Annotated in this window: 18 protein-coding genes; 9 read left to right on the forward strand and 9 right to left on the reverse strand. The window is 68.0% G+C overall.

The genetic code is table 11. From position 1 onward, the window contains the following. Window positions 1-140: 140 nt before the first annotated feature. Both folP and orn read right to left on the reverse strand, forming a co-directional pair. Entirely contained in the window at window positions 141-1,055 is a 915-nt protein-coding gene (gene folP / locus IHE47_RS13325; RefSeq protein WP_192106573.1) for a dihydropteroate synthase, read from the reverse strand. Continuing rightward, a complete protein-coding gene (gene orn, locus IHE47_RS13330; RefSeq protein ID WP_192106574.1) occupies window positions 1,052-1,621 on the reverse strand; it encodes an oligoribonuclease in 570 nt (189 codons plus the stop codon). Before orn ends, folP begins: the two co-directional genes overlap by 4 nt. 51 nt (window positions 1,622-1,672) lie before the next feature. Here orn and sbcB point away from each other — a divergent pair, with 51 nt between their 5' ends. Together sbcB and IHE47_RS13340 are read left to right on the forward strand one after the other, a co-directional pair. Beyond that, window positions 1,673-3,109, forward strand: a complete 1,437-nt coding sequence (gene sbcB, locus IHE47_RS13335; RefSeq protein ID WP_192106577.1) for an exodeoxyribonuclease I — start codon at window positions 1,673-1,675, stop codon at window positions 3,107-3,109. Window positions 3,110-3,134: 25 nt separating this feature from the next. After that, window positions 3,135-3,821, forward strand: a complete 687-nt coding sequence (locus tag IHE47_RS13340) for a DUF2461 domain-containing protein (RefSeq protein ID WP_192106578.1) — start codon at window positions 3,135-3,137, stop codon at window positions 3,819-3,821. On the opposite strand, the gene IHE47_RS13345 is transcribed toward IHE47_RS13340, so the two are convergent. Continuing rightward, entirely contained in the window at window positions 3,818-5,110 is a 1,293-nt protein-coding gene (locus IHE47_RS13345; RefSeq protein WP_192106580.1) for an MFS transporter, read from the reverse strand. The two genes, IHE47_RS13340 and IHE47_RS13345, sit on opposite strands and share 4 nt — an antisense overlap. 211 nt (window positions 5,111-5,321) lie before the next feature. Here IHE47_RS13345 and aqpZ point away from each other — a divergent pair, with 211 nt between their 5' ends. Then, on the forward strand, window positions 5,322-6,023 hold the full coding sequence (gene aqpZ / locus IHE47_RS13350; RefSeq protein WP_192106582.1) for an aquaporin Z: 702 nt from the start codon (window positions 5,322-5,324) through the stop codon (window positions 6,021-6,023). Between the two features lie 54 nt (window positions 6,024-6,077). On the opposite strand, the gene IHE47_RS13355 is transcribed toward aqpZ, so the two are convergent. Genes IHE47_RS13355 through ligA form a run of 3 tightly spaced genes read right to left on the reverse strand, consistent with a single transcriptional unit; the run spans window position 6,078 to window position 9,819 of the window. After that, window positions 6,078-6,467: a VOC family protein gene (locus IHE47_RS13355; protein WP_192106585.1), complete on the reverse strand. Its 390-nt coding sequence runs from the start codon at window positions 6,465-6,467 to the stop codon at window positions 6,078-6,080. Window positions 6,468-6,469: 2 nt separating this feature from the next. Next, a complete protein-coding gene (epmA, locus tag IHE47_RS13360; protein WP_192106587.1) occupies window positions 6,470-7,435 on the reverse strand; it encodes an EF-P lysine aminoacylase EpmA in 966 nt (321 codons plus the stop codon). After that, window positions 7,432-9,819: an NAD-dependent DNA ligase LigA gene (gene ligA / locus IHE47_RS13365; protein ID WP_192106589.1), complete on the reverse strand. Its 2,388-nt coding sequence runs from the start codon at window positions 9,817-9,819 to the stop codon at window positions 7,432-7,434. The genes epmA and ligA overlap by 4 nt, the downstream gene beginning before the upstream one ends. A 114-nt stretch (window positions 9,820-9,933) precedes the next feature. On the opposite strand from ligA, the gene IHE47_RS13370 reads away from it, so the two are divergent. The 4 genes from IHE47_RS13370 to IHE47_RS13385 all read left to right on the forward strand — a co-directional run bounded on the left by IHE47_RS13370 (window position 9,934) and on the right by IHE47_RS13385 (window position 14,013). Then, the gene (locus tag IHE47_RS13370; protein WP_192106591.1) at window positions 9,934-10,566 is read left to right on the forward strand and encodes a phosphatase PAP2 family protein; all 633 of its coding nucleotides are present in this window, start codon (window positions 9,934-9,936) and stop codon (window positions 10,564-10,566) included. A gap of 119 nt (window positions 10,567-10,685) precedes the next feature. Then, on the forward strand, window positions 10,686-12,158 hold the full coding sequence (locus tag IHE47_RS13375) for an MFS transporter (protein WP_192106593.1): 1,473 nt from the start codon (window positions 10,686-10,688) through the stop codon (window positions 12,156-12,158). Window positions 12,159-12,218: 60 nt separating this feature from the next. Continuing rightward, the gene (locus tag IHE47_RS13380) at window positions 12,219-13,424 is read left to right on the forward strand and encodes a cation:proton antiporter (protein ID WP_192106595.1); all 1,206 of its coding nucleotides are present in this window, start codon (window positions 12,219-12,221) and stop codon (window positions 13,422-13,424) included. Between the two features lie 127 nt (window positions 13,425-13,551). Beyond that, window positions 13,552-14,013, forward strand: a complete 462-nt coding sequence (locus IHE47_RS13385) for a glycine zipper 2TM domain-containing protein (protein ID WP_192106597.1) — start codon at window positions 13,552-13,554, stop codon at window positions 14,011-14,013. Between the two features lie 301 nt (window positions 14,014-14,314). On the opposite strand, the gene IHE47_RS13390 is transcribed toward IHE47_RS13385, so the two are convergent. Continuing rightward, a complete protein-coding gene (locus IHE47_RS13390; protein WP_192106599.1) occupies window positions 14,315-16,303 on the reverse strand; it encodes a M48 family metallopeptidase in 1,989 nt (662 codons plus the stop codon). 47 nt (window positions 16,304-16,350) lie between these two features. After that, window positions 16,351-16,938 carry a LemA family protein gene (locus IHE47_RS13395; protein ID WP_192106601.1) on the reverse strand — a complete coding sequence of 196 codons (588 nt, stop codon included), beginning with the start codon at window positions 16,936-16,938 and terminating at the stop codon, window positions 16,351-16,353. 623 nt (window positions 16,939-17,561) lie between these two features. On the opposite strand from IHE47_RS13395, the gene IHE47_RS13400 reads away from it, so the two are divergent. After that, a complete protein-coding gene (locus tag IHE47_RS13400) occupies window positions 17,562-18,149 on the forward strand; it encodes a cysteine dioxygenase family protein (protein ID WP_192106603.1) in 588 nt (195 codons plus the stop codon). 44 nt (window positions 18,150-18,193) lie between these two features. Then, window positions 18,194-19,597 (forward strand): FAD/NAD(P)-binding protein, encoded by a 1,404-nt coding sequence (locus IHE47_RS13405; protein WP_192106605.1) that lies wholly within the window; start codon window positions 18,194-18,196, stop codon window positions 19,595-19,597. Window positions 19,598-19,962: 365 nt separating this feature from the next. Here IHE47_RS13405 and IHE47_RS13410 read toward each other — a convergent pair whose 3' ends face one another. After that, window positions 19,963-20,556 (reverse strand): hypothetical protein, encoded by a 594-nt coding sequence (locus IHE47_RS13410; protein ID WP_192106607.1) that lies wholly within the window; start codon window positions 20,554-20,556, stop codon window positions 19,963-19,965. Window positions 20,557-20,631 lie beyond the last annotated feature (75 nt).

The following is a 20,631-nucleotide window of genomic DNA, read 5'->3' on the forward strand; positions in this document are numbered from 1 at the left end:
GGCCCGAACGGCCTCCCTTTGTCCGTCGTTCCCGCGCAGGCAGGACTCCGGCACCGCTGGGTTCAATAGTTCGAGGGCGCTGAATCCGGCTTGACTGCCCCTGCGGCGATGGCAGGGCGCCCCGGGGAACCAGGGCCGCCCTAGTCGTCGTCCGGCCAGCGCGGCGCCGCCGGCTTCGGGTCGCGGCGCGGCGCGGCGTCGCCCGCATGCACGCCCTGCCACACCGCCAGTGCATCCACGGTCGCGGCCACGTCGTGCACGCGCACCATGCGCGCGCCGCGCTGGACGGCGACCAGGGCGGCGGCGACCGAACCCGCGGCGCGCCCGGCCGGGTCCTTGCGGCCGGTCAGTTCGCCGATCATCGACTTGCGCGACAGGCCCACGTAGACGCCGCTGCCCAGGTCCGCGAAACGCTCCAGCGCACGCAGCAGGGCGAGGTTGTGCCCGAGGTCCTTGCCGAAGCCGAAACCGGGATCGACCATCACCTTGCGCCGGTCGATACCCGCCAGTTCGCAGGCGAACAGGCGGTCGGCGAGGAAGCGGTGCACCTCGCCCACCACGTCGTCGTAATGCGGGGCGTCCTGCATGCCGCGCGGTTCGCCCTGCATGTGCATCAGGCATACCGGCACGCCGAGTCCGGCCACCGCGTCCAGCGCGCCGTCGCGGCGCAGCGCGAAGACGTCGTTGACCATGCCCGCGCCCGCGGCCACCGCGGCGCGCATCACCTCGGGCTTGGAGGTGTCGATGGCGATGGGCAGTGACGTGCGCTGCGCCAGTTGCTCGATCACCGGAATCACCCGGCGCAGCTCTTCCTCGACGGGCACGTCGCCCGCGCCGGGGCGGGTGGATTCGCCACCCACGTCCAGCATGTCGGCGCCCTGCTCCGCCAGCGCGAGCCCGTGCGCCACGGCCGCTTCGGTGGTGGCGTGCTCGCCGCCGTCGGAAAACGAATCGGGCGTGACGTTGACGATGCCGGCCACGCGCGGGCGATCCAGCACCAGCTTGCGACCGGCGCAATCGAGCACGGTGGCGAACAGCGCATCGAGCGCGTTCATGCCTCGTCCTGCCCGCCGCCCAGCGCGCCCATGTGGCGACGGTAGTAGCGCAGCTCCTCGATGGAATCGCGGATGTCGGACAACGCGGTATGCGCGGATTCCTTGCTGAGGCCCTTGCCGATGGCAGGCGCCCAGCGGCGCGCCAGTTCCTTCAGGGTGGAGACGTCGAGGTTGCGGTAATGGAAGAAGCGCTCCAGCCGCGGCATCTGCCGGTGCAGGAAGCGGCGGTCCTGGCAGATCGAGTTGCCGCACATCGGCGACTTGCCGGCCGGCACCCAGTCGCGCAGGAAATCCAGCGTGGCCTGTTCGGCCGCGGCATGGTCCGCGGTGGAATCGAGCACCTGCTGCCACAGGCCCGACTTGCCGTGCTGGTTGCGGTTCCAGGCATCCATCGCCTCCAGCCGGTCCAGCTCGTGGCGTATCGCGAACACCGGCCCCTCGGCCAGCACGTTGAGCTCCTTGTCGGTGACGATGGTGGCGATCTCGAGGATCGAATCGGCGTCGGTGTCGAGGCCGGTCATCTCCAGATCGATCCAGATCAGGTTGTCGTCGTTGGCTTGGCTCATGGGCTCTCCTTCCCGCGCAGTTTATCAGCACGCCATGCCATCATCGGCCCCATGCAGACCTTCCTCTGGCACGACTACGAGACCTTCGGCGCCGACACCCGGCGCGACCGTCCGGTGCAGTTCGCCGGCATCCGCACCAACCTGGAACTGGAAATCGTCGGCGAGCCGGTGATGTTCTTCTGCCAGCCGCCGCGCGACAGCCTGCCCCAGCCCGAAGCCTGCCTGATCACCGGCATCACGCCGCAGCAGGCCGGGCGCGAGGGCGTCAACGAGGCCGAATTCGCCGCGCGCGTGCACGAGCAGCTCGCCGCGCCCGGCACCTGCGGCGTGGGCTACAACTCGCTGCGCTTCGACGACGAAGTGACGCGGCAGCTGCTCTACCGCAACTTCTACGAGCCCTACGGCCGCGAGTGGGAGAACGGCAACTCGCGCTGGGACCTGATCGACCTCGCACGCATGTGCGAAGCGTTGCGCCCCGAGGGCATCGCCTGGCCCGTGCGCGAGGACGGCACGCCCAGCTTCAGGCTGGAGCAGCTCGCCGCCGCCAACCACCTGCAGCAGGAACGCGCGCACGACGCGCTCTCCGACGTGCACGCCCTGATCGACCTCGCCCGGCTGATCCGCGTGCGCCAGCCAAGGTTGTGGGACTGGTTCTACGCGCTGCGCCGCAAACAGCGGGTGTTCGAGCTGCTGGACGTGGCGGCCATGACGCCGCTGGTGCACGTCTCCTCGCGCTACCCGTCCAGCCGCCACTGCCTCGCGCTGATCGCGCCGCTGGCGCTGCATCCCTCGCGCCCCGGCGAGGTCATCGTCTATGACCTCGCCACCGACCCCGCCGAACTGCTGGCGCTGGACGAGGACGAAATCGCCGACCGCGTGTTCACCGCGCGCGCCGACCTGCCCGAAGACGTCGAGCGCATCCCGTTGCGCACCGTGCGTGCGAACCGCGCACCGGCACTTGCGCCGCTCTCGGTGCTTAAAGGCGCGGACCTGAAGCGCCTGCAACTCGACCCCGAACGCTGCCTCGCGCATCGCGATGCGCTCGCCGCCGCCGATGGCCTCGCCGCCAAGGTCGCCCGCGTGTTCGCCCGCGCGACCGAACTGCCGCCGCCGGAAGACCCCGAGCTTGCGCTGTACGGTGGCTTCCTGCCCGATGCCGACAAGCGCCTGCTGCGTGACGTGCGCGCCACGCCGCCGGAACAACTGGCCACGCGCAGCTTCCCGTTCCGCGATCCGCGCTATGCGGAACTGCTGTTCCGCTATCGCGCACGCAACTGGCCGGAAACCTTGAGTGCCGACGAACGCGAACGCTGGGAAGCCTTCCGCCGCCAGCGCATCACCCGCCCGACGCCGCTCACCACGCTCACGCTGGACGATTACTTCGCCACCCTCGCCGCCCTGCGCGCCGATCCCGCACGACAGGACAAACTGCCGCTGCTGGACCAGCTGCAAGCCTGGGGCGAAACGCTGGCCGCCGAACTGACCTGACCGAATCGACCTGATCTGGACGCCCATGCCCCACGCCTACTTCACCCCCGCCACCTTCAAGTTCCTGCGCGCACTCGACCGCAACAACAGCCGCGAGTGGTTCCACGCACACAAGGACGACTACGAACGCCACGTGCGTGAGCCCTTCCTGCAGCTCATCACCGACCTGCAGGCGCCGTTGGCGAAAATCAGCCCGCATTACCGTGCCGACCCGCGCAAGAACGGCGGCTCGCTCTTCCGCATCTTTCGCGACACGCGCTTCTCCAACGACAAATTGCCGTACAAGCCCTGGCAGGGCTCGCGCTTCTTCCACGAGCGCCGCCACGAGATCCCCGCGCCCTCGTTCTACCTGCACATCCAGCCCGGCGACTGCTTCGCCGGCGGCGGCATGTGGCACCCGGAACCAGACGCGCTGAAAAAGATCCGCGCCTTCCTCGCCGACAATCCCTCCGCGTGGAAGAAAGCCACGCAGAGCAAGACCTTCCGCGACCACCTGCAATTCTGGGGCGAATCGCTGAAGCGCCCGCCGCACGGCTACGACCCCGGCCACGAGCTGATCGAAGACCTTAAGCGCAAGGACTTCGCCGCCGGCGAAGGCCTCGACGAAGCCATGGCCTGCTCCAGCGAACTGCTGCCGTGGACGGTCGCCTGCTTCAAGCGCGTGGCGCCGATGATCGACTATCTCTGCGCCACGCAGGAACTGGAGTTCTAGCCCGTCTTTCGGCGTAGCAGCAACCACGCACTCACGACTGCACTCACCACCGCCGTGATCACCACGTAATACGCCGGCGCCATGCGGCCCGCATGCACGGCAAGCCAGCCGATCATCGCGGCGGTACCGGCGCCGAACACGGCATAGGCCACGTTGTACGAGAACGACAGGCCGGAGAAACGCACCGCGGGCGGGAACGCCTGCACCATCACCACCGGCACCACGCCGGTCACGCCCACCAGCAATCCGGCCAGCGCGTACAGCGACAGGAAATGCGCGCCGCCCGCGGCCAGGTCGGCAAACAGCGCCCACGTGCCCGCGATCAGCAGCAGCGAGCCGATCAGCAGGGTCCGCAAGGCACCCCAGCGATCGGCCAGCCAACCGTAGACTATGCAGCCGGCGGTGAGCGTGCAGGCCGCCAGCGCGTTGCCGAGGAAGGCCTGCTTCGCCGCGATGCCGAAGCCTTTCGGCGCCAGCGTGGGCAGCATCAGGATCAGCACCACGATCGCGGCGGTGAGCATCCAGGTCACCAGCATCGACACCACCACGCCGCGGCGGTGCCCGGCCAGCACCACGCGCAACGGCAGTTCGCGGCTGAGCTGCTGGCGCTCGCGCATCTCGGCGAACACCGGCGTCTCGCTGAGCCAGCGGCGCAGCCACACGGCGGCGAAACCGAACACGCCGCCGAGCAGGAACGGCACGCGCCAGCCCCAGTCCAGCAGTTGCGCCGGAGCCAGCCGCGCATTGAGCCATGCCGCCACCAGCGAACCGATCAGGATGCCCGCCGTGAGCCCCGCGGTGAGGCTGCCGCAGGCAAAACCCGTGCGCGTGGCCGGCGCGTGTTCGGCCACGAATACCCAGGCCCCCGGCACCTCGCCGCCCACCGCAATGCCCTGCACGATGCGCAGCAGCAGCAGCAACAGCGGCGCCAGCATGCCGACCTGCGCATACGTGGGCAGCAGGCCGATGAACAGCGTGGGCAGCGCCATCAGGAACACGCTGAGCGTGAACATGCGCTTGCGCCCCGAGCGGTCGCCGAAATGCGCCATCACGATGCCGCCCAGCGGCCGCGCGAGGTAACCCGCAGCGAAGATGCCATAGACCTTGATCTGCGCCAGCCACGGCGCCGTGCCCTGCGGGAAGAACAGCACGCCCAGTTGCTGCGTGAGGAACACGAACACCACGAAGTCGTAGAACTCCAGCGCGCCGCCCAGCGCGGAGAGCAGCAGGGTGCGCGCATCGCGGCGGTCCAGCGGACGCACCGCCGGCAAGGGGATGGCTTCGCTCATGGGAGGAACCGGGGCCTGCAGTAAAAGAGCCCGCAACATAGCGCACCGCACGGCATTTCGCGCAAGCGTTTTCCTCTATGCTCGCGCGGACTGGAATCGCTTGCTGGGGAAAGGGCAAACGACCTGCGCCCCCGGCCATCGGCCAGCCGACCGGCAGGCATCGCGCCTCCGCGACGCCGACGTCCATCCACGCAATCGAGAGGGGCTTTCGATGAACCTGGGCAAACGCATGGCCGCCGAATTCTTCGGCACGTTCTGGCTGGTACTGGGTGGCTGCGGCAGCGCGGTGCTGGCCGCCGGCTTCCCGCAACTTGGCATCGGCTTCGCCGGCGTGGCGCTGGCCTTCGGCCTCACCGTGCTGACCATGGCCTACGCGGTCGGCCATATCTCCGGCGGCCACTTCAATCCTGCGGTGACCTGCGGCCTCGCCGCCGGCAACCGCTTCCCGGCGAAGGAAGTCGTGCCCTACATCGTGGCGCAGGTGGTCGGCGGCCTGGTGGCCGGCGGCGTGCTGTACCTGATCGCCTCGGGCAAGGCCGGCTTCGATGCCACCGCCAGCGGCTTCGCCGCGAATGGCTACGGCGACCACTCGCCGGGCGGCTACTCGATGGGCGCCGCGGCGGTGTGCGAGATCGTGATGACCGCCTTCTTCCTCATCGTCATCATGGGCACCACCCACAAGCAGGCAGCAGCCGGCTTCGCCGGCATCCCGATCGGCCTCGCGCTGACCCTGATCCACCTCATCAGCATCCCGGTCACCAACACCTCGGTGAACCCGGCGCGCTCGACCGCGGTGGCGTTCTTCCAGGGCACCTGGGCGGTGCAGCAGCTGTGGTTCTTCTGGGTGATGCCCATCGTCGGCGGCGTCATCGGCGGGGTGGTCTTCCGCTACCTGCGCGGCAACGACGAGTAGGCGGCACGGGCCCGGGCTTCACGCGACGCGCGACCCAACGGCCGCGCGTCGCCATCAGGCCTCGTAAAGCTCGATCGGCAGGCCGTCCGGGTCGGCGAAGAAGACGAAGCGCTTGCCGGTGTATTCGTCCACGCGCACCGCCTCGCAGGCCACGCCGCGGGCCGTCAATTCCGCCACCACGGCATCCACGTCGTTCACCACGAAGGCGAGGTGGCGCAGGCCCTGCGCCTCCGGCCACGAGGGACGCGGCGGCGCGCCGGGGAAGGAGAACAGCTCCAGTTGCACGCCGGGGCTGACTTCCAGGTCGCACTTCCACGAGGCGCGCGCCTCGCGGTAGACCTCGCGCACGATGCGCAGCCCCAGCACCTCGCTGTAGAAAGCCTTCGAGCGCGGGTAATCCGAGCAGATCAGGGCGACGTGGTGGATGCCTTGCAACAACGCCATGCTCAGGCCTCCGAAAACGGGAACGCCAGCACCTCGGCGATGGCATCGGTGCCGGCCAGGCACATCAGCAGGCGCTCCACGCCCAGCGCCACGCCGGCGCAGTCGGGCATCGCATCGAGCACGGCGAGCAGTTGTTCGTCCACGGGCAGCTCGCGCTGGCCGCGGTCGCGGCGCCGCGCGTTGTCCCGTCCGAAGCGTGCGCGCTGCTCGGCCGCGTCGTTCAACTCGTGGTAGCCGTTGGCCAGTTCGTAGCGGCCGAGGTACAGCTCGAAGCGCTCGGCCAGCGGTGGATCGCCCGCGCGCAGCTTCGCCAGCGCGCACTGGCTGGCCGGGTAGTCGTGGATCACCGTGATGCGGTTGCGCGGGAACGCCGGCTGCAGCCTGTGGGTGAGCAGCAGGTCCAGCCAGTCGTCGCGGGTGAGCCCTGCGGGGTCGATGCCCTGCCCGGCCAGCGGCGCACGCAGGTCGTCGAGCGGCGCATGCGCGGGGTCCAGCCCCAGTTCCTCGATGAACAACTGGCGATAGCCGACGATCAGCACCTCGGCGCGACGCCCCTGCAAGGCCAGCGCTGCTTCGACCAGCTCAATGGTTTCATGCATCAGGCGGCGGTGGTCCCAGCCGATGCGGTACCACTCCAGCATGCTGAACTCGGGATTGTGCCGCCCGCCCGCCTCGCCGTTGCGGAACACCCGGCCCAGCTCGTAGCAGTCGCCCACGCCCGCGGCGAGCAGGCGTTTCAGCGGGAACTCCGGCGAGGTGCGCAGCCAACGCTCGCGTGCGCCGGCATCGACGTGGCCGCTGAATTGCGTGCTGAAGCTCTCGATGTTCGGCTCGGTATTGCCGGCGGCGGAGAGGATCGGCGTCTCCACTTCCAGCACCTTGCGCTCGGCGAAGAAGCCGCGGATCAGCGCGTACACGCGTGCACGCAACTGCAAGGCCGGCATGCGCGGAAAGTCTTCGACCGTCATGCCCCATGCTCCGCCAGCAACGCCAGCAAGCGCGCCTCGTCCCACACCGGCACGCCCAGTTCGTTGGCCTTGTCCAGCTTGGAGCCGGCCTCGGCGCCGGCCACCACGAAGCCGGTCTTCTTCGAGACGCTGCCGGCGACCTTCGCGCCCAGCGCCTCGAGCCGTTCCTTCGCCTGGTCGCGGCTCATCGTCGGCAAGCTGCCGGTGAGCACCACGGTCTGGCCTTCCAGCGGCAGGCTGGCCGATGGCGCCGACTGCGGGACGGCATCGAGCAGGCGCCGCATCGCCGCCTCGGCCGCGCGCAAGGCGGCCAGTTGCGTGGCGTCGGCCAGGTACGCCTCGAGATTGATTGCCGCCGCCTGCGGCAGGCCCGCGGTGATCCACTGCGCCTGCCCGGCGTCGAGCAGGCGCTGCAGCGTCGGGTACTGCGCGGCCAGCAGCGCCGTGCTCTTGGGACCGAGCTTGCTGACGTTGGCCATGTCCAGCAGCACGGCGAGGTCCAGGCGTTCGCGCAGCCTGGGCGACGGCTCGCCTTCGTCGCCGAAACGGATACCCGCGGCGAGCAGCGCATCGACCACCTGCTGGTTGCCCGCCTGTGCGAAGAAGCCGGCGATGGAGGCGGCCACCTCGCCGCCGATATCCGGCAGCACGCGCAATACCGGCGCCGGCATGCTGCGCACGAATTCCAGCCGCCCCAGCCACGCGGCCAGCGTCTTCGCGGTGCTCTCGCCGATGTGCATGATGCCCAGCGCGAACAGGAAGCGCGCCAGCGAGGTGGCCGTGCTGGCCGCGATGCCGTCGAGCAGGTTCTCCGCCCACTTCGTCGCCACCTTGCCCTGCTTCACCGTCTCCGGCGTGGTGCCGTCGCGCTCGTCGGCGCGGCGCTTCATTTCCAGGAAATCGTCCAGCGTGAGCCGGTAGAGGTCGGCCGGCGTGTGCACGTAGCCGAAGTCCACCAGCGCATCGACGTAGCGTTCGCCGAGGCCGTCGATGTCCATCGCGCGGCGCGCGGCGAAATGGATCAGCGCCTCCTTGCGTTGCGCGGCGCAAATCAAACCTCCGGAGCAGCGGTACGCCGCCTCGCCCTCCTCGCGCAGCAGCGCCGATCCGCATACCGGGCAGTGTGCGGGCATCGCCCACAGATGCGTATGCGGCGGACGCTGCTCGGGCACCACGCGCACCACTTCGGGGATCACGTCGCCCGCACGGCGCACGATCACCGTGTCGCCCACGCGCACGTCCAGCCGCGCCACCTGGTCGGCGTTGTGCAGGGTGGCGTTGGTGACGGTGACGCCGGCCACCTGCACCGGCGCCAGCCGCGCCACCGGCGTGGCGGCGCCGGTGCGGCCGATCTGGATCTCGATCGCCTCGACCGTGGTGCTCTGCTCCTGCGCGGGGAACTTGTGCGCGATGGCCCAGCGCGGCGCGCGCGACACGAAGCCCATCGCCTGCTGGCCCGCGTAGTCGTCCAGCTTGTAGACCACGCCGTCGATGTCGTAGGGCAGCGCATCGCGCTTTGCGCCGATGCGCCTGAAGTAGGCGAGCAGGCCCGCGAAGCCTCGCGCCGTGCCCACTTCCGGCGACACCGGGAAGCCCCATTCGCGCAACTGCTGCAAGGTCTGCGAGTGCGTGGAAGGCAGCGCACCGCCTTCCATCACGCCGACCGCGTAGGCGAAGAAGCTCAGCTTGCGCCTGGCGGTGATCGCCGGATCGAGCTGGCGCAACGAGCCGGCCGCGCCGTTGCGCGGGTTGGCCAGCGTCTTCTCGCCATGCTTGCGGGCGTTCTCGTTGAACGCCTCGAAATCCTTGCGCAGCATGATCACCTCGCCGCGTACCTCCAGCACCTCGGGCCAGCCCGTGCCGCGCAGCTTCAGCGGGATCGCGCGCACGGTGCGCAGGTTGGCGGTCACATCCTCGCCGGTTTCGCCGTCGCCACGCGTGGCGCCCTGCACGAACACGCCGTGTTCGTAGCGCAGGCTGATCGCCAGGCCGTCCAGCTTGGGCTCCACCGAGAACACCGGTTCGCTGCGGTCCAGCGTCTGCTCGATGCGCCGCTCGAACTCGGCCACTTCGCGGAAGCGGGCGCGGTCGTCCTCGCCCGGCTGCTCGAAGGCATTGGACAACGACAGCATCGGCATCGCATGCCGCACCTCGGCGAAGCCGCCGCTGGCGCGCGCGCCCACCCTGCGCGTGGGCGAGTCGGGCGTGGCCAGTTCGGGCTGCGCCGCCTCCAGCGCCTCCAGCTCGCGCATCAGGCGGTCGTACTCGGCGTCGGTGATGTCCGGGTCGTCGAGCACGTGGTAGCGGTAATTGGCCTGTTCGATGCGCCTGCGCAAGTCTGCGGCGCGCATCCTGGTTTCGGCGGGAAGGCTGGAATCGCTCATGCGCGCAGTCTAGCGGCCCGGCGATGCGCCGACTGGCCATAAGCAAATCAAAAGCCGGCGCTGGCACAATGCCGGGTTGGGCGGCCCATTCCGTGGCCGACGGGAGAATGATCAATGCGGAAACTGCACGGCCTGGCATGCCTGCTGGCCCTCACCCTGTCCGCGCCGGCCTTCGCCAGCGGCGGCCCGCTCGGCATCGATCACCGGCTGCATTACGACAACAGCGGCATCTGGAAGCGCAGCAACCAGAACATCCTGCTCTACGGCACGATCCTCTCGGTGGGCGGCGGCGCGCTGGCCTTCGGCGACCAGGACACGCTGGGCGACACCTTCTGGCGCTCGGTGGACTCGCTGGTGGTTTCCAGCATCGGCGCGCAGGCGCTGAAATACACGTTCCAGCGCGAACGCCCGTCGCAGACCTCCAACCCCGACCGTTTCTTCGAAGGCACCCACGCGCAGAGCTTCCCCAGCGGCGAGGTCACCGCGATCACCGCCGCGGTGACCCCGTTCATCGCGACCTACGGCAGCGACCATCCCGCGGTCTACGCGCTGGCGCTGCTGCCCGCCTATGACGCGGTGGCGCGCATGAAGACGCGCGGCCACTGGCAGACCGACGTGCTGGCCGGCGCCGCCCTGGGCGCGGGCGTGGGGATCTGGGCCTCGCACCGCAAGTCGCCGCTGATCGTCGGCCTGCTGCCGGGCGGCTTCCAGGTCGGCTTCGTGCACCACTTCGAACCGACGCCGTGATCCCGCGCGGGCGCGGGGATGCACGACGCGGCCCTGCGCACCGCCGCACGATGAAAACGGGCTGACTCGGCGCGGGGCCTGACGGCAGAAAAACTGCCGCAGCAGTTATCATTTGCGCAATGTCCCTGCACGACGCCGAGTCCCCTTCACACGCCGATGCCGCCGCGCCGGCGGCCGTGCCCGGGACGGCACCCGCGGTTTCCTCGCGCGAACGCTACCGCGGCCTGCTCTGGCTGGTCGCAGCAGCGTTCTTCATGCAGTCGCTCGACTCCACCGTGGTCAACACCGCGGTGCCGGCGATGGCCGATGCGCTGAAGGAAACGCCGCTGGGCATGCGTAGCGCGCTGACCAGCTACGTGTTGACCCTGGCGATCCTGATCCCGGCCAGCCCGTGGCTGTGCGACCGCTTCGGCACGCGCCGGGTGTTCGGCGCCGCCATCGTGCTGTTCGGCCTGGGCTCGCTGCTGTGCGGCCTGGCGCAGACGCTGCCCCAGCTGGTGGCCGCGCGCGTGCTGCAGGGCGTGGGCGGCGCGTCGCTGATGCCGGTGGGCCGCTACGTGCTGGTGCGCAGCATCGACAAGCGCGAGTTCGTGGCCGCGATGAGCACGGTCGCCACCTTCGGCCTGCTCGGCTCGGTGCTCGGCCCGTTGCTGGGCGGCGCGCTGGTGGAATACACCTCGTGGCGGCTGATCTTCCTGGTCAACGTGCCGGTGGCGATCGCCGGCATGTGGATGAACCAGCGCGACATGCCCGAATACCGGCTCGATCGCGCCAATCCCTTCGACCTCACGGGCTTCCTGCTGTTCGCCGCGGCTTCCGCGCTGCTGCTCGCCGCCTCGGAACTGGCCGGCGCCGATCCGGCGCCGTGGGGAGAGATGGCCGCCTGCAGCGGCATCGCCCTGCTGCTCGGCGTGGTCTACGTCTGGCGCAGCCGGCGCACCGCGCACCCGGTGGCCGATCTTTCCCTGCTGCGCGTCCGCAGCGTGTGGGTGTCGCTGGCCGGCGGCCTGTTCACCCGGCTGGGCATCTCCGGCATGTTCCTGCTGCTGGTGCTGTTCCTGCAGGTGGGTTGCGGCTGGTCGCCGCTGGCGGCGGGCCTGATGATGGTGCCGCAGGCGCTGGGCTCGATCGCCGCGAAGTGGGCGGTCAACCGCGCGCTGGCGCACTTCGGCTACCGCCGCCTGCTGCTGGGCAACACCCTGATGGTGGCGCTGCTGCTGGCCGCGTTCGCGCTGTTCGGGCAGGACACGCCGGGCTGGCTGGTCGCCGTGTTCACCTTCGCCTATGGCGCCTTCGCCGGCCTGCAGTACACCGTGATGAACACGCTGATCTACAACGACCTGGACATCCGGCACGCCTCGATGGCCTCGTCGATGGCGTCCACCGTGCAGTACCTCGCGATGAGCTTCGGCATCGCGCTGTCCACCCTGCTGATGCAGGCGCTGCTGCGCGGGCACGCGCCGCACGACTTCGTGGTCGCGTTCCGCTGGACGGTGCTGCTGTTGGCCGCGGTCACCGCCGCCGCCAGCCGCGTGTTCGGCCAGTTGCGCGACAACCGGCAGCAGCCCGGGGCGCTGCCCGCCACGCGCTGAGCATCGCCGCCGCGCGGCAACGCGATAGCATGCAGCACTGCCCTCGCCCGGACGCGCCGCATGCACCACGCCAGCGACATCCTGCTCACCCTGTTCATCGTGTTCGTCGCCGCCCAGGTCGGCGGCGAAATCGCGCAGCGGCTGAAGCTGCCCGGCGTGGTGGGCGAGATCGCCGCGGGCTGCGTGGTCGGCCCTTCCCTGCTCGGCTGGATCGTGCCGGAACAGGTCGCCACCGGCACGCCGCTGGACGTGCTGGCCGAGATCGGCGTGGTGCTGCTGCTGTTCTCGGTGGGCCTGGAAACGCGGCTGGACGATCTGAAGAAGGTGGGCCGGACCGCCCTGCTGGTCGGCGTGGTCGGCGTGCTGGTGCCGTTCGGCATGGGTGCGCTGTGGGCGCACGGCAGCGGCTTCGACTGGGACAAGTCCATGTTCGTGGCGGCCGCCTTCGTCGCCACCTCGGCCGGCATCACCGCGCGCGTGCTGCAGGAACTGGGGGCGCTGCAGCGCATGGAGAGCAAGGTGATCCTCGGCGCCGCCGTGATCGACGACATCCTCGCCATGCTGCTGCTCGGCGTGGTGGTGTCGCTGCAGGGCGGCGCGGGCTTCGACGGCGGCCGCCTGCTGCTGGTGCTGGGCGAGGCCGTGGGCTTCATCGCGGTGATCGGCTGGGGCGGCTCGCGGGTGATGCGCCGGCACTCGCACTGGCTGGACAAGCCGCGCAATGTGCAATCGCCGCTGCTGGTCGCGCTGGCGCTGTGCCTCGGCCTGGCCTGGGTCTCCACCCTGTTCGGCCTCGCCGCCATCATCGGCGCCTTCCTCGCCGGCATGATCGCCTCCGAAACCCGCCAGCAGCACACGCTGGAACAGCAGACCCGGCCGCTGCTGGCCCTGCTCACGCCGTTCTTCTTCGTGGTCACCGGCAGCAAGATCGACCTGCACGAACTGGCCGGCGCCGACGCACTGTGGGCGCTGCTGCTCGCCACCGTGATCGCGATCGTCTCCAAGCTGGTCGGAGGCGGGCTGGGCGCGCTGCCGCTGGGCAGGCGCGGCGCCGCCATCGTGGGCTTCGGCATGGTGCCGCGCGGCGAGGTGGGCGTGGTGATCGCCAGCCTCGGCCTCGCCGCCGGCGTGTTCGACAACCGCATCTACGCGATCATCGTGGCGATGTCCCTGCTCACCGCGATGGTGACGCCGCCGGTCCTTGCATGGCTGCTGCGGCACACGCCCGCAAGCGATGGCACGGCCGGGACGGATACCACGTCGTGACCGGGTGGAAAAAAGCCGCCACGCGCGGCGAGCGGCAACCTCGTTCACGCTGCGTGCGAGTGGTGACGGCATAAACTTGCGACCGGTCGCATCGATTCCGCGCCGCCCACCCAAGGAGGTCTTCGCCATGAGCAACCCATCCCTGCTCGCCCTCTCGCTCGCCGCCGTGCTCGGCCTCGCCGCCAGCGGCACCGCCAACGCTCAGAACAACGGCGTGCTGGTACGCAACGACGGCATCTACCTGCGCTGCGACCAGTGCGGCACCGTGCAGCGCGTGGAACAGAACATCACCCAGGGCGGCGGCCACGGCACCGCCGGCGCGATCATCGGCGCGATCGCCGGCGGCGTGCTCGGCAACCAGGTCGGCAAGGGCAACGGCAAGAAGCTCGCCACCGTGGGCGGCGCCGTCGGCGGCGGCCTCGCCGGCCACGCGATCGGCAACAATGCCGGCAGCAACACCAGCTGGCTCGTGCGCATCAGGATGGGCAACGGCAGCTACCAGAACATCCAGGTCAGGGACGCCAGCGGCATCCGCCAGGGCGACCTGGTGCAGGTGGACGCGAACGGGAACATCGCGCGGATCCAGTAAGGGTTACCGGACGGTGGAAAGACGAAACGCCCCGAACGGGGCGTTTCGTTTGGGCGCCTACCAAACCAGGTCCGGCTGCACGTCGCCTCCTGTGCCGACATGGCGATGAGTGACCCTGTCCCACTCCCTCACCCCCATTCCTTCGCCGTTCCTCGCATTCGGGGTTTCCTCGATGGACTTCCGCATGCGTCAAACCTGCGACCTTCCCGGCAGAGCCGCCCCCCCCCTTGCCGACCTGGACGATGCCGGCAGGGCGCATGAAGGCCAGGCCGAGCCACCATGAAGCCCCCGGCCGGAACGGTTACGCTGCCGATGCCTGGAGCGGCACGGGACAATGCAGGCTGGCGCAGATGACACGCAGCAACTCTTGCTCGGTTGGCGTCACCACGCCATCCGCCTGAATCGCGCCCTGCAGGCTTTGAATCACGATTTCCTTGGCCGCAGGCAGCAGGCCATCGAGATCATCCAGCGCCTGGTCCAGCCTTGGCTGCCACTCCAGCGGGAGTGCCTGCCACTGGAATGCCGTACCCGGGAACGCCTGATTCATCGCGACAAGCCATGCCCGTCGCGCCAGGGCCTCGTCGTGGCTGCCGTATACCGCAACGACTGCACATGCCAGGGAAAGGCTCTTCGCACATGCAGGCAATTTCTTCTGGCCCGCCGATGGCGTGCCACGCGGTTTGGCCGCCTCGCGCAGATACACGCGCAGCAGCCGCACGAGGCAATAATCATCGAGCTCGACCTGGGGGTCGATGCCGACTATTGCATCAAGCGTTTCACGCAGCGTTTCCAGGCGACCGGACGGCAATTGCTTCAACGCGGGGAGCGCCAGGGCAATCAGCGGCATGCGCTGTACTGCGCTCAACGTCGATTCGTCAGCGACGAGTTTTTCCGTGGCAGCCAGCACATCGTCGCCAAACGCATCGGCGATGAGTCGCCGTTGCCGCGATCGCAACTCCTCATGTTCCGAGATGGCCAGGGCCAGGGCGAGGGTCAAGGCCGTCTCGGCCTGCCGTGTTGCCGCCATCAGGCTTGATGGCATGCTGTCTCGTACGGCGATCGCATGCTGGACGCTTTCATGCAGGGCAACGTCAGGCGTGGCAACGTCAGGCGTGGAAGCGGCCTGCGTGGCCCCCGCGGTTGCCACGGCGGCGGTTGCCGCCATGGCCGTCGCCGTATCTGCGCCACCTGGCCATTCCAGCGGCGGCAAGTCCTTCTTCGGCCTTACCCCGTTTTCGCTGGCCGTATGGGCATTGCCCTGGCCAGCGCCACCGCGGACCGTGGCGCGCTCCAGCTCCAGCAGTTGCTGCTCGCGGAACCAGGGCTCCAGCAACCGTATGCGCTGCATGAGTGGCGGGTGGGTGCTGAACCATGAGTTGAACGCGTCCACGTCGCCAAACATCATGTGCGCGACTTCGTGCCGGTTTCCGGCCCGCAACAGCGACCCCCAGGGTGTCACCGCGATTTTCTTCAACGCACCGGCGATACCCGAGGTCTGCCGCGTGAATTGCACGGCGGATGCATCGGCCAGGGATTCCCGCGAACGTGCCACGGCGGCCTGGATGATCCGCCCGAAGAAATAGCCGATCGACCCGATGACGATGAAACCCATGCCAAACAGGTAGCCGACGACTTTTTTCTCGGCTTCGCTCTCGGGGTCGCCATAGCCGCTGGTCCATGCGAACTGCCGCCCGATCACGGATATCGCCATGATGCCGAACAACAGCCCCATCAAGCGGATGTTGAGCCGCATGTCGCCGTTGAGCACATGGCTGAACTCATGGGCGATCACGCCTTGCAGCTCGTCGCGCGTGAGATGGTCGAGGCATCCCTGCGTTACGCACATCGCGGCGTCGGACGCCGAGTAGCCGGCGGCAAATGCATTGATGCCAGGCTCGTTCGGCATGAGGTAGATATCCGGCACCGGCATGCCGGAGGCGATCGCCACTTCTTCGACCACATTGCGCAACTGCATGAGTTGCGGACTGGCGACATCGGGCGGCACCGGGATGCCGCCCACCTCTTCGGCCACCGCACAGCCGCCTTCGGCAAGGCTTCGAATGCGGTAGAACGCGCACCCGAATATCAATGCCAGCACGGCCAGCGTGGTCCACGCCATCAGCCGGTGCTGGTACGCGGCAAGATCATTCGCCCGGAGCCAGGGGTGTCCGAACAGCACGAATACCGAAAGATCCATCGCAGCCACGACGGCAACGACGGCGAGGGCGAACAGCAGCACGAGTATCCGCGTGCTGCTGCGCACCTTTGCCTGCCTGGCAAAGAAATCCATGTCGCTTTCCCCAGCGAGCCGACGCGGTCCGATGCTTCAGCGCACGATCAACCGAAAGAAACCTTGGGCGCCTCGCGCATCGCCTTGTCTTCGATCTCCAGCGACTGCGCTTCCTTGAAGCTGAAGTTGTTGGCGATAAACGAACCGGGGAAAACCTCGCAACGATTGTTGTACGTCATGACCGCATCGTTGTAAGCCTGCCGTGCGAACGCCACCCGGTTTTCGGTGGACGTGAGCTCTTCGGTGAGCTGCATCATCGTTTCGTTGGCCTTGAGGTCCGGATAGGACTCGCTCACGGCAAACAGGCGACCCAGGCTCTGCGTCAAGCCGTCTTCAGTCGCCGACAATTGCTGCATGGCCTGGGGATCGCCCGGATTGCGCTTGGCCGCGGCCAGCCCGCCGATTGCCGCGCTGCGTGCCTGTGCAACCGCCTCGAGCGTGCCGCGCTCATGGGCGAGATAAGCCTTGGCGGTTTCCACCAGATTCGGGATCAGATCGTGGCGGCGCGTGAGCTGGACATCGATCTGTGCGAACGCGTTCTTGTAGCTGTTACGCGCGGTCACCAATCCGTTGTAGATGGAGACCACGTAGACGATGGCCACGACGATGATGGCCAGAAGAATCAGCAGACCCATGATGAAGCCCCTTGAGGCGTTCATTCGCCTCCCCTCGAGGAGCGTATCACGGCATATCACGCCATTTCTTGCGGGCTGGCCGGGTGCAAAGGTGTCCGGCGCATAGACCGTGCATTGCGTCGGGATCAGACCAACGCAACGACGCCGGAAACGCATTGCCGTCGAACGCGACGATGTTCCGCTGGCGATCCGGGTCTACCCGTCGGCCATTGATCCCTCCACCAGGACATCCAGGTCAAGGACGCCAGCGGCATCCGCCAAGGCGACCTGATGCTGATGCAGGCGGACGCGAACATCGCGCGGATCCAGTGAGCGCGGCCAGATCGCGCCCGGACATGGCGCCACGGCCGGAGCATTGCGTCCGGGCGTCGCACCCTGCGCTTGCCCTGCCCCGGCAACCGGTACAAGCGAACCTGGCCGGGCCAGCCCGATGCCAGCTCGCTCCGCGGTCTGCCGCCACGCCCGGACGGATGCCGCGGATCACCTCCCCCGCTGCCGCGCAAGCCTGCCGCCTAATATCTCCAACGGCATAACGATCTGCGATTTGGCCATTCCACCCCTAGCGGACGCTTAACGACCTCCGTGGTTCTCTGGAACCGAGCACGCCAGCACCGGAGGCACCGATGTACGACGCACTCACACCCTCCATCCGCGCATGGAACGCGCGGGTTCTCGCAACCATCGAAAGATGCGTGGACAGGCAGGCGCAGGTCGACGTGGACAGGATTGCCGCGGGGCTTTCGCAGGTTGCGGCATGGCCCGGCTGCCCGCAGGCCACCCTGCTTTCCCCGGCAACGGAGGCACCGTCCTATCGACGGCTGCCGCTCGGCACGGGCAACGCACGCAACCATGAAGCGCTGTTGATCGTGTGGCCACCGGGCCATGCGACACCGGTCCACGACCATGACGGCCTGTGGGGCATGGAGTTCGTGCTCGATGGCGTACTGGAGGTGGAATCCTTCAAGCTCCTCCCGCAGCCGCCCATCCGCCTGGAGCGCGACCACAGCCGGGTCATCGGCGTCGGCGATCACGTGGCGTTTTCCCGGGCCGACTACGCGCATCGATGCCGCAACCTCTCCAGGCAACGCCAGGCGCTCTCCCTGCACGTGTACGGCGGCGAGCTGAACCGCTATCGCAGCTTCGTCCACGACCGCGGGCAATGGTCCAGCGAGCTGCATCAGGCCGTGCGCGAAAGCGCGATGCCGGCGTAGGCGTCCCTTCCCCTCCCCTTCCAAGTCCCAAGGGATCCCTGACCATGTCGGATATCGCAATCATCGGCGGCGGCGCGGCCGGCGCGGCACTGTTCGGTGCGCTCCTTTCACGCGACGCATCCGCCAACGTGCACTGGGTGACGGGCAGCACGCCCCGCATCGGGCGTGGCGTGGCCTACGGCACGTCGCACAACCATCACCTGCTGAATGTCCGGGCAGGCGGCATGGGCCTGTACCCGGATGCGGACGAGGGTTTCGCCGAATACGGCGCCAGGAACCATGCCGGCGCCAGGCCCACCGATTTCCTGCCGCGCAGCCTGTTCGGCGAATACATCGAATCGCAGCTGGGCAAGCGCATACGCAACGCGGAACAGCGCGGAAGACGCTTCGCCATCGTTCCCGCCACCGCCTTGGGCATCCAGGCTTCCGGCAGCGGCTACGAGATCGCACTCGACAACGGCGGCACCGTGTCCGCCGGACAAATCGTCCTGGCATTGGGCGCGCTTCCCCCGCGCCCCTTGCGGACGGTCTCGAAACGCGCACTCGGCAGCGGCGCCTACGTCCTCGACCCGTGGAGCCTCACCACGCGCCCGGCCCATCCACGCCGGCTCATCGTGATCGGCACCGGACTGACCGCCATCGACACCCTGATCTCGGCCTCCATCCGCTGGCCGGACGTCGAGCTGGTCGCCGTCTCGCGCCACGGCCTGCCGCCGTTCGTGCACCCGGCGCTGCCCATCGACCCGTTCCCGCGGCAGGCCGAACTCAACGCCCGGCTGCTGGCATGCGACGGGCCGGCGCCCGTCCTCGCCGAGATCCGGCGCACCTTCCGCGAGCACCCGCACGTCGACTGGCGCGGCGTGATCGACGGCATGCGCCCGGTCAACGCGAAACTCTGGCAGGCCTTCACGCCGCGCCAGCGCAAGCAGTTCCTGCGGCATGCGCGCTGGTTGTGGGAATCGGCGCGCCACCGCCTGGCCCCGCAGCCGGCCGAGATCATCCAGCAATTGCGCGACGAAGGGCGATTGCGGATCCACGCGGCCCGCGTGCTCGGGGTGGACGGCGCAGGCCCGCTCGATGTGACGGTCCGATCCCGCGACAACCAGCTCGTGACCACGCTGCAGTCCGACATCGTCGTGCAGGCGACCGGCCTGGACACCGCGGCCGCCTTCGCCGAGCACCCCCTGGTGTCCGGTCTGCTGCGGGATGGCCTGGCGTCGCCCGATCCGTTGCAACTTGGCGTGCTGGCCGAACCGGACGGACGACTGGTAAACGCCGCCGGCCAGATACAGCCGGGGCTCCATGCCATCGGATCGCTGCTGCGAGGCAACCTGTGGGAATGTACGGCGATGCCGGAAATCCGCGGCGCCGCCGATGCGTTGGCGACACTGTTGAGTTCGCCATGTGTCGGGCACGACGAACGGTGCGCGGTGCTTGCCGCGAGCTAAGGGTCGCTAACAAAACCTGCCAATGCATCTGGCACAGATGACGGCGTAGGCAAGAACGAGCAGCGCAACGTTGCGTATTGAGACGTCGCTCGAAGCAGCCTACCGGACTTTGCTGCGTGAGGGCATCGACAGAAATGCCCCCGTGCATCCGCGCGCACCTCGAACAAGAGCGAGCGCCGAGCGACGCCAAGTTCCAGGCCATGATCGAAAAGGCGTTGGGTCGCCCGGCCAAGCTGCGCCAGCGCGACCGGTCACGACGATCCGCCATCCAACCGGGAAATGTTTGATTTCCTCCGCCCCCTTATGACGGAAGGTTGGCTTGGGTGGTTCGGCTCGGAAACGGCTCCTGCCCCGTTGTTGGCTGATCAGAATTGCGTGGATGCCGGTAATCCACACAAAGTGGCAGCAGGGATGAAACGAATGAGCTTTAACTTTTCTGATTGCCAAGTGTAATAGCTAATACCGGCCCGATCATTTTTTTCGTTAGGCGATCCAACCACGACCAAGAGACGACTATCTCGTCGATAGTTCAGGGTGTCAACGTTAATTCTTCCCGTATCGACCAGCAACGCCTCCACACTTTCAAGATCAGGCGGGAAATAGACATGACCGCTCTTCGCATCCGCGATCGCCAGACAGGTAGTGGCAGCCCCGCAGCCGATGCGAATAATTGTGTAATGATCGGCAAAGTTTGGCCCCAATTTTGCCTCTTCCTTGATTACCGTACGATATAAATATGCTCTACCTTCTTTCACGTCCGGTGGCGTGGGACTGGCAATTTTCCGTGTCAAGCGAACAGCTTGATCATGAAACACATCAAAAGAAAGCAGTTTGGCAAACGGCGCAGGGCAGACAGGTGTCGCTGCTTGAGACGCAGCCCCGGCAACAAGAGCGACAGCAGCTGCAAATGCAAGAAGAAATGGTGAAGGTGCGCATAGTCGAACCATATTCATGGTCATGGCATTGGGCTCAATTCAGAGAGAGAGCCGCAGGTCCTGCTCCAATCTGCCATTGTGGCGGCGCCATCATCATTG

Origin of the sequence: Rhodanobacter sp. DHB23, assembly GCF_014842975.1 — a bacterium.
Taxonomy (GTDB): Bacteria; Pseudomonadota; Gammaproteobacteria; order Xanthomonadales; family Rhodanobacteraceae; genus Rhodanobacter_A.

Coding starts and splice junctions, on each gene's coding strand:
- IHE47_RS13375 (WP_192106593.1), top strand. CDS start 10,686: ATGTCCCTGCACGACGCCGAGTCCCCTTCACACGCCGATGCCGCCGCG.
- folP (WP_192106573.1), bottom strand. CDS start 1,055: ATGAACGCGCTCGATGCGCTGTTCGCCACCGTGCTCGATTGCGCCGGT.
- IHE47_RS13340 (WP_192106578.1), top strand. CDS start 3,135: ATGCCCCACGCCTACTTCACCCCCGCCACCTTCAAGTTCCTGCGCGCA.
- IHE47_RS13355 (WP_192106585.1), bottom strand. CDS start 6,467: ATGGCGTTGTTGCAAGGCATCCACCACGTCGCCCTGATCTGCTCGGAT.
- IHE47_RS13370 (WP_192106591.1), top strand. CDS start 9,934: ATGCGGAAACTGCACGGCCTGGCATGCCTGCTGGCCCTCACCCTGTCC.
- IHE47_RS13405 (WP_192106605.1), top strand. CDS start 18,194: ATGTCGGATATCGCAATCATCGGCGGCGGCGCGGCCGGCGCGGCACTG.
- epmA (WP_192106587.1), bottom strand. CDS start 7,435: ATGACGGTCGAAGACTTTCCGCGCATGCCGGCCTTGCAGTTGCGTGCA.
- IHE47_RS13385 (WP_192106597.1), top strand. CDS start 13,552: ATGAGCAACCCATCCCTGCTCGCCCTCTCGCTCGCCGCCGTGCTCGGC.
- IHE47_RS13410 (WP_192106607.1), bottom strand. CDS start 20,556: ATGACCATGAATATGGTTCGACTATGCGCACCTTCACCATTTCTTCTT.
- IHE47_RS13345 (WP_192106580.1), bottom strand. CDS start 5,110: ATGAGCGAAGCCATCCCCTTGCCGGCGGTGCGTCCGCTGGACCGCCGC.
- IHE47_RS13390 (WP_192106599.1), bottom strand. CDS start 16,303: ATGGATTTCTTTGCCAGGCAGGCAAAGGTGCGCAGCAGCACGCGGATA.
- aqpZ (WP_192106582.1), top strand. CDS start 5,322: ATGAACCTGGGCAAACGCATGGCCGCCGAATTCTTCGGCACGTTCTGG.
- IHE47_RS13395 (WP_192106601.1), bottom strand. CDS start 16,938: ATGGGTCTGCTGATTCTTCTGGCCATCATCGTCGTGGCCATCGTCTAC.
- orn (WP_192106574.1), bottom strand. CDS start 1,621: ATGAGCCAAGCCAACGACGACAACCTGATCTGGATCGATCTGGAGATG.
- sbcB (WP_192106577.1), top strand. CDS start 1,673: ATGCAGACCTTCCTCTGGCACGACTACGAGACCTTCGGCGCCGACACC.
- IHE47_RS13400 (WP_192106603.1), top strand. CDS start 17,562: ATGTACGACGCACTCACACCCTCCATCCGCGCATGGAACGCGCGGGTT.
- ligA (WP_192106589.1), bottom strand. CDS start 9,819: ATGAGCGATTCCAGCCTTCCCGCCGAAACCAGGATGCGCGCCGCAGAC.
- IHE47_RS13380 (WP_192106595.1), top strand. CDS start 12,219: ATGCACCACGCCAGCGACATCCTGCTCACCCTGTTCATCGTGTTCGTC.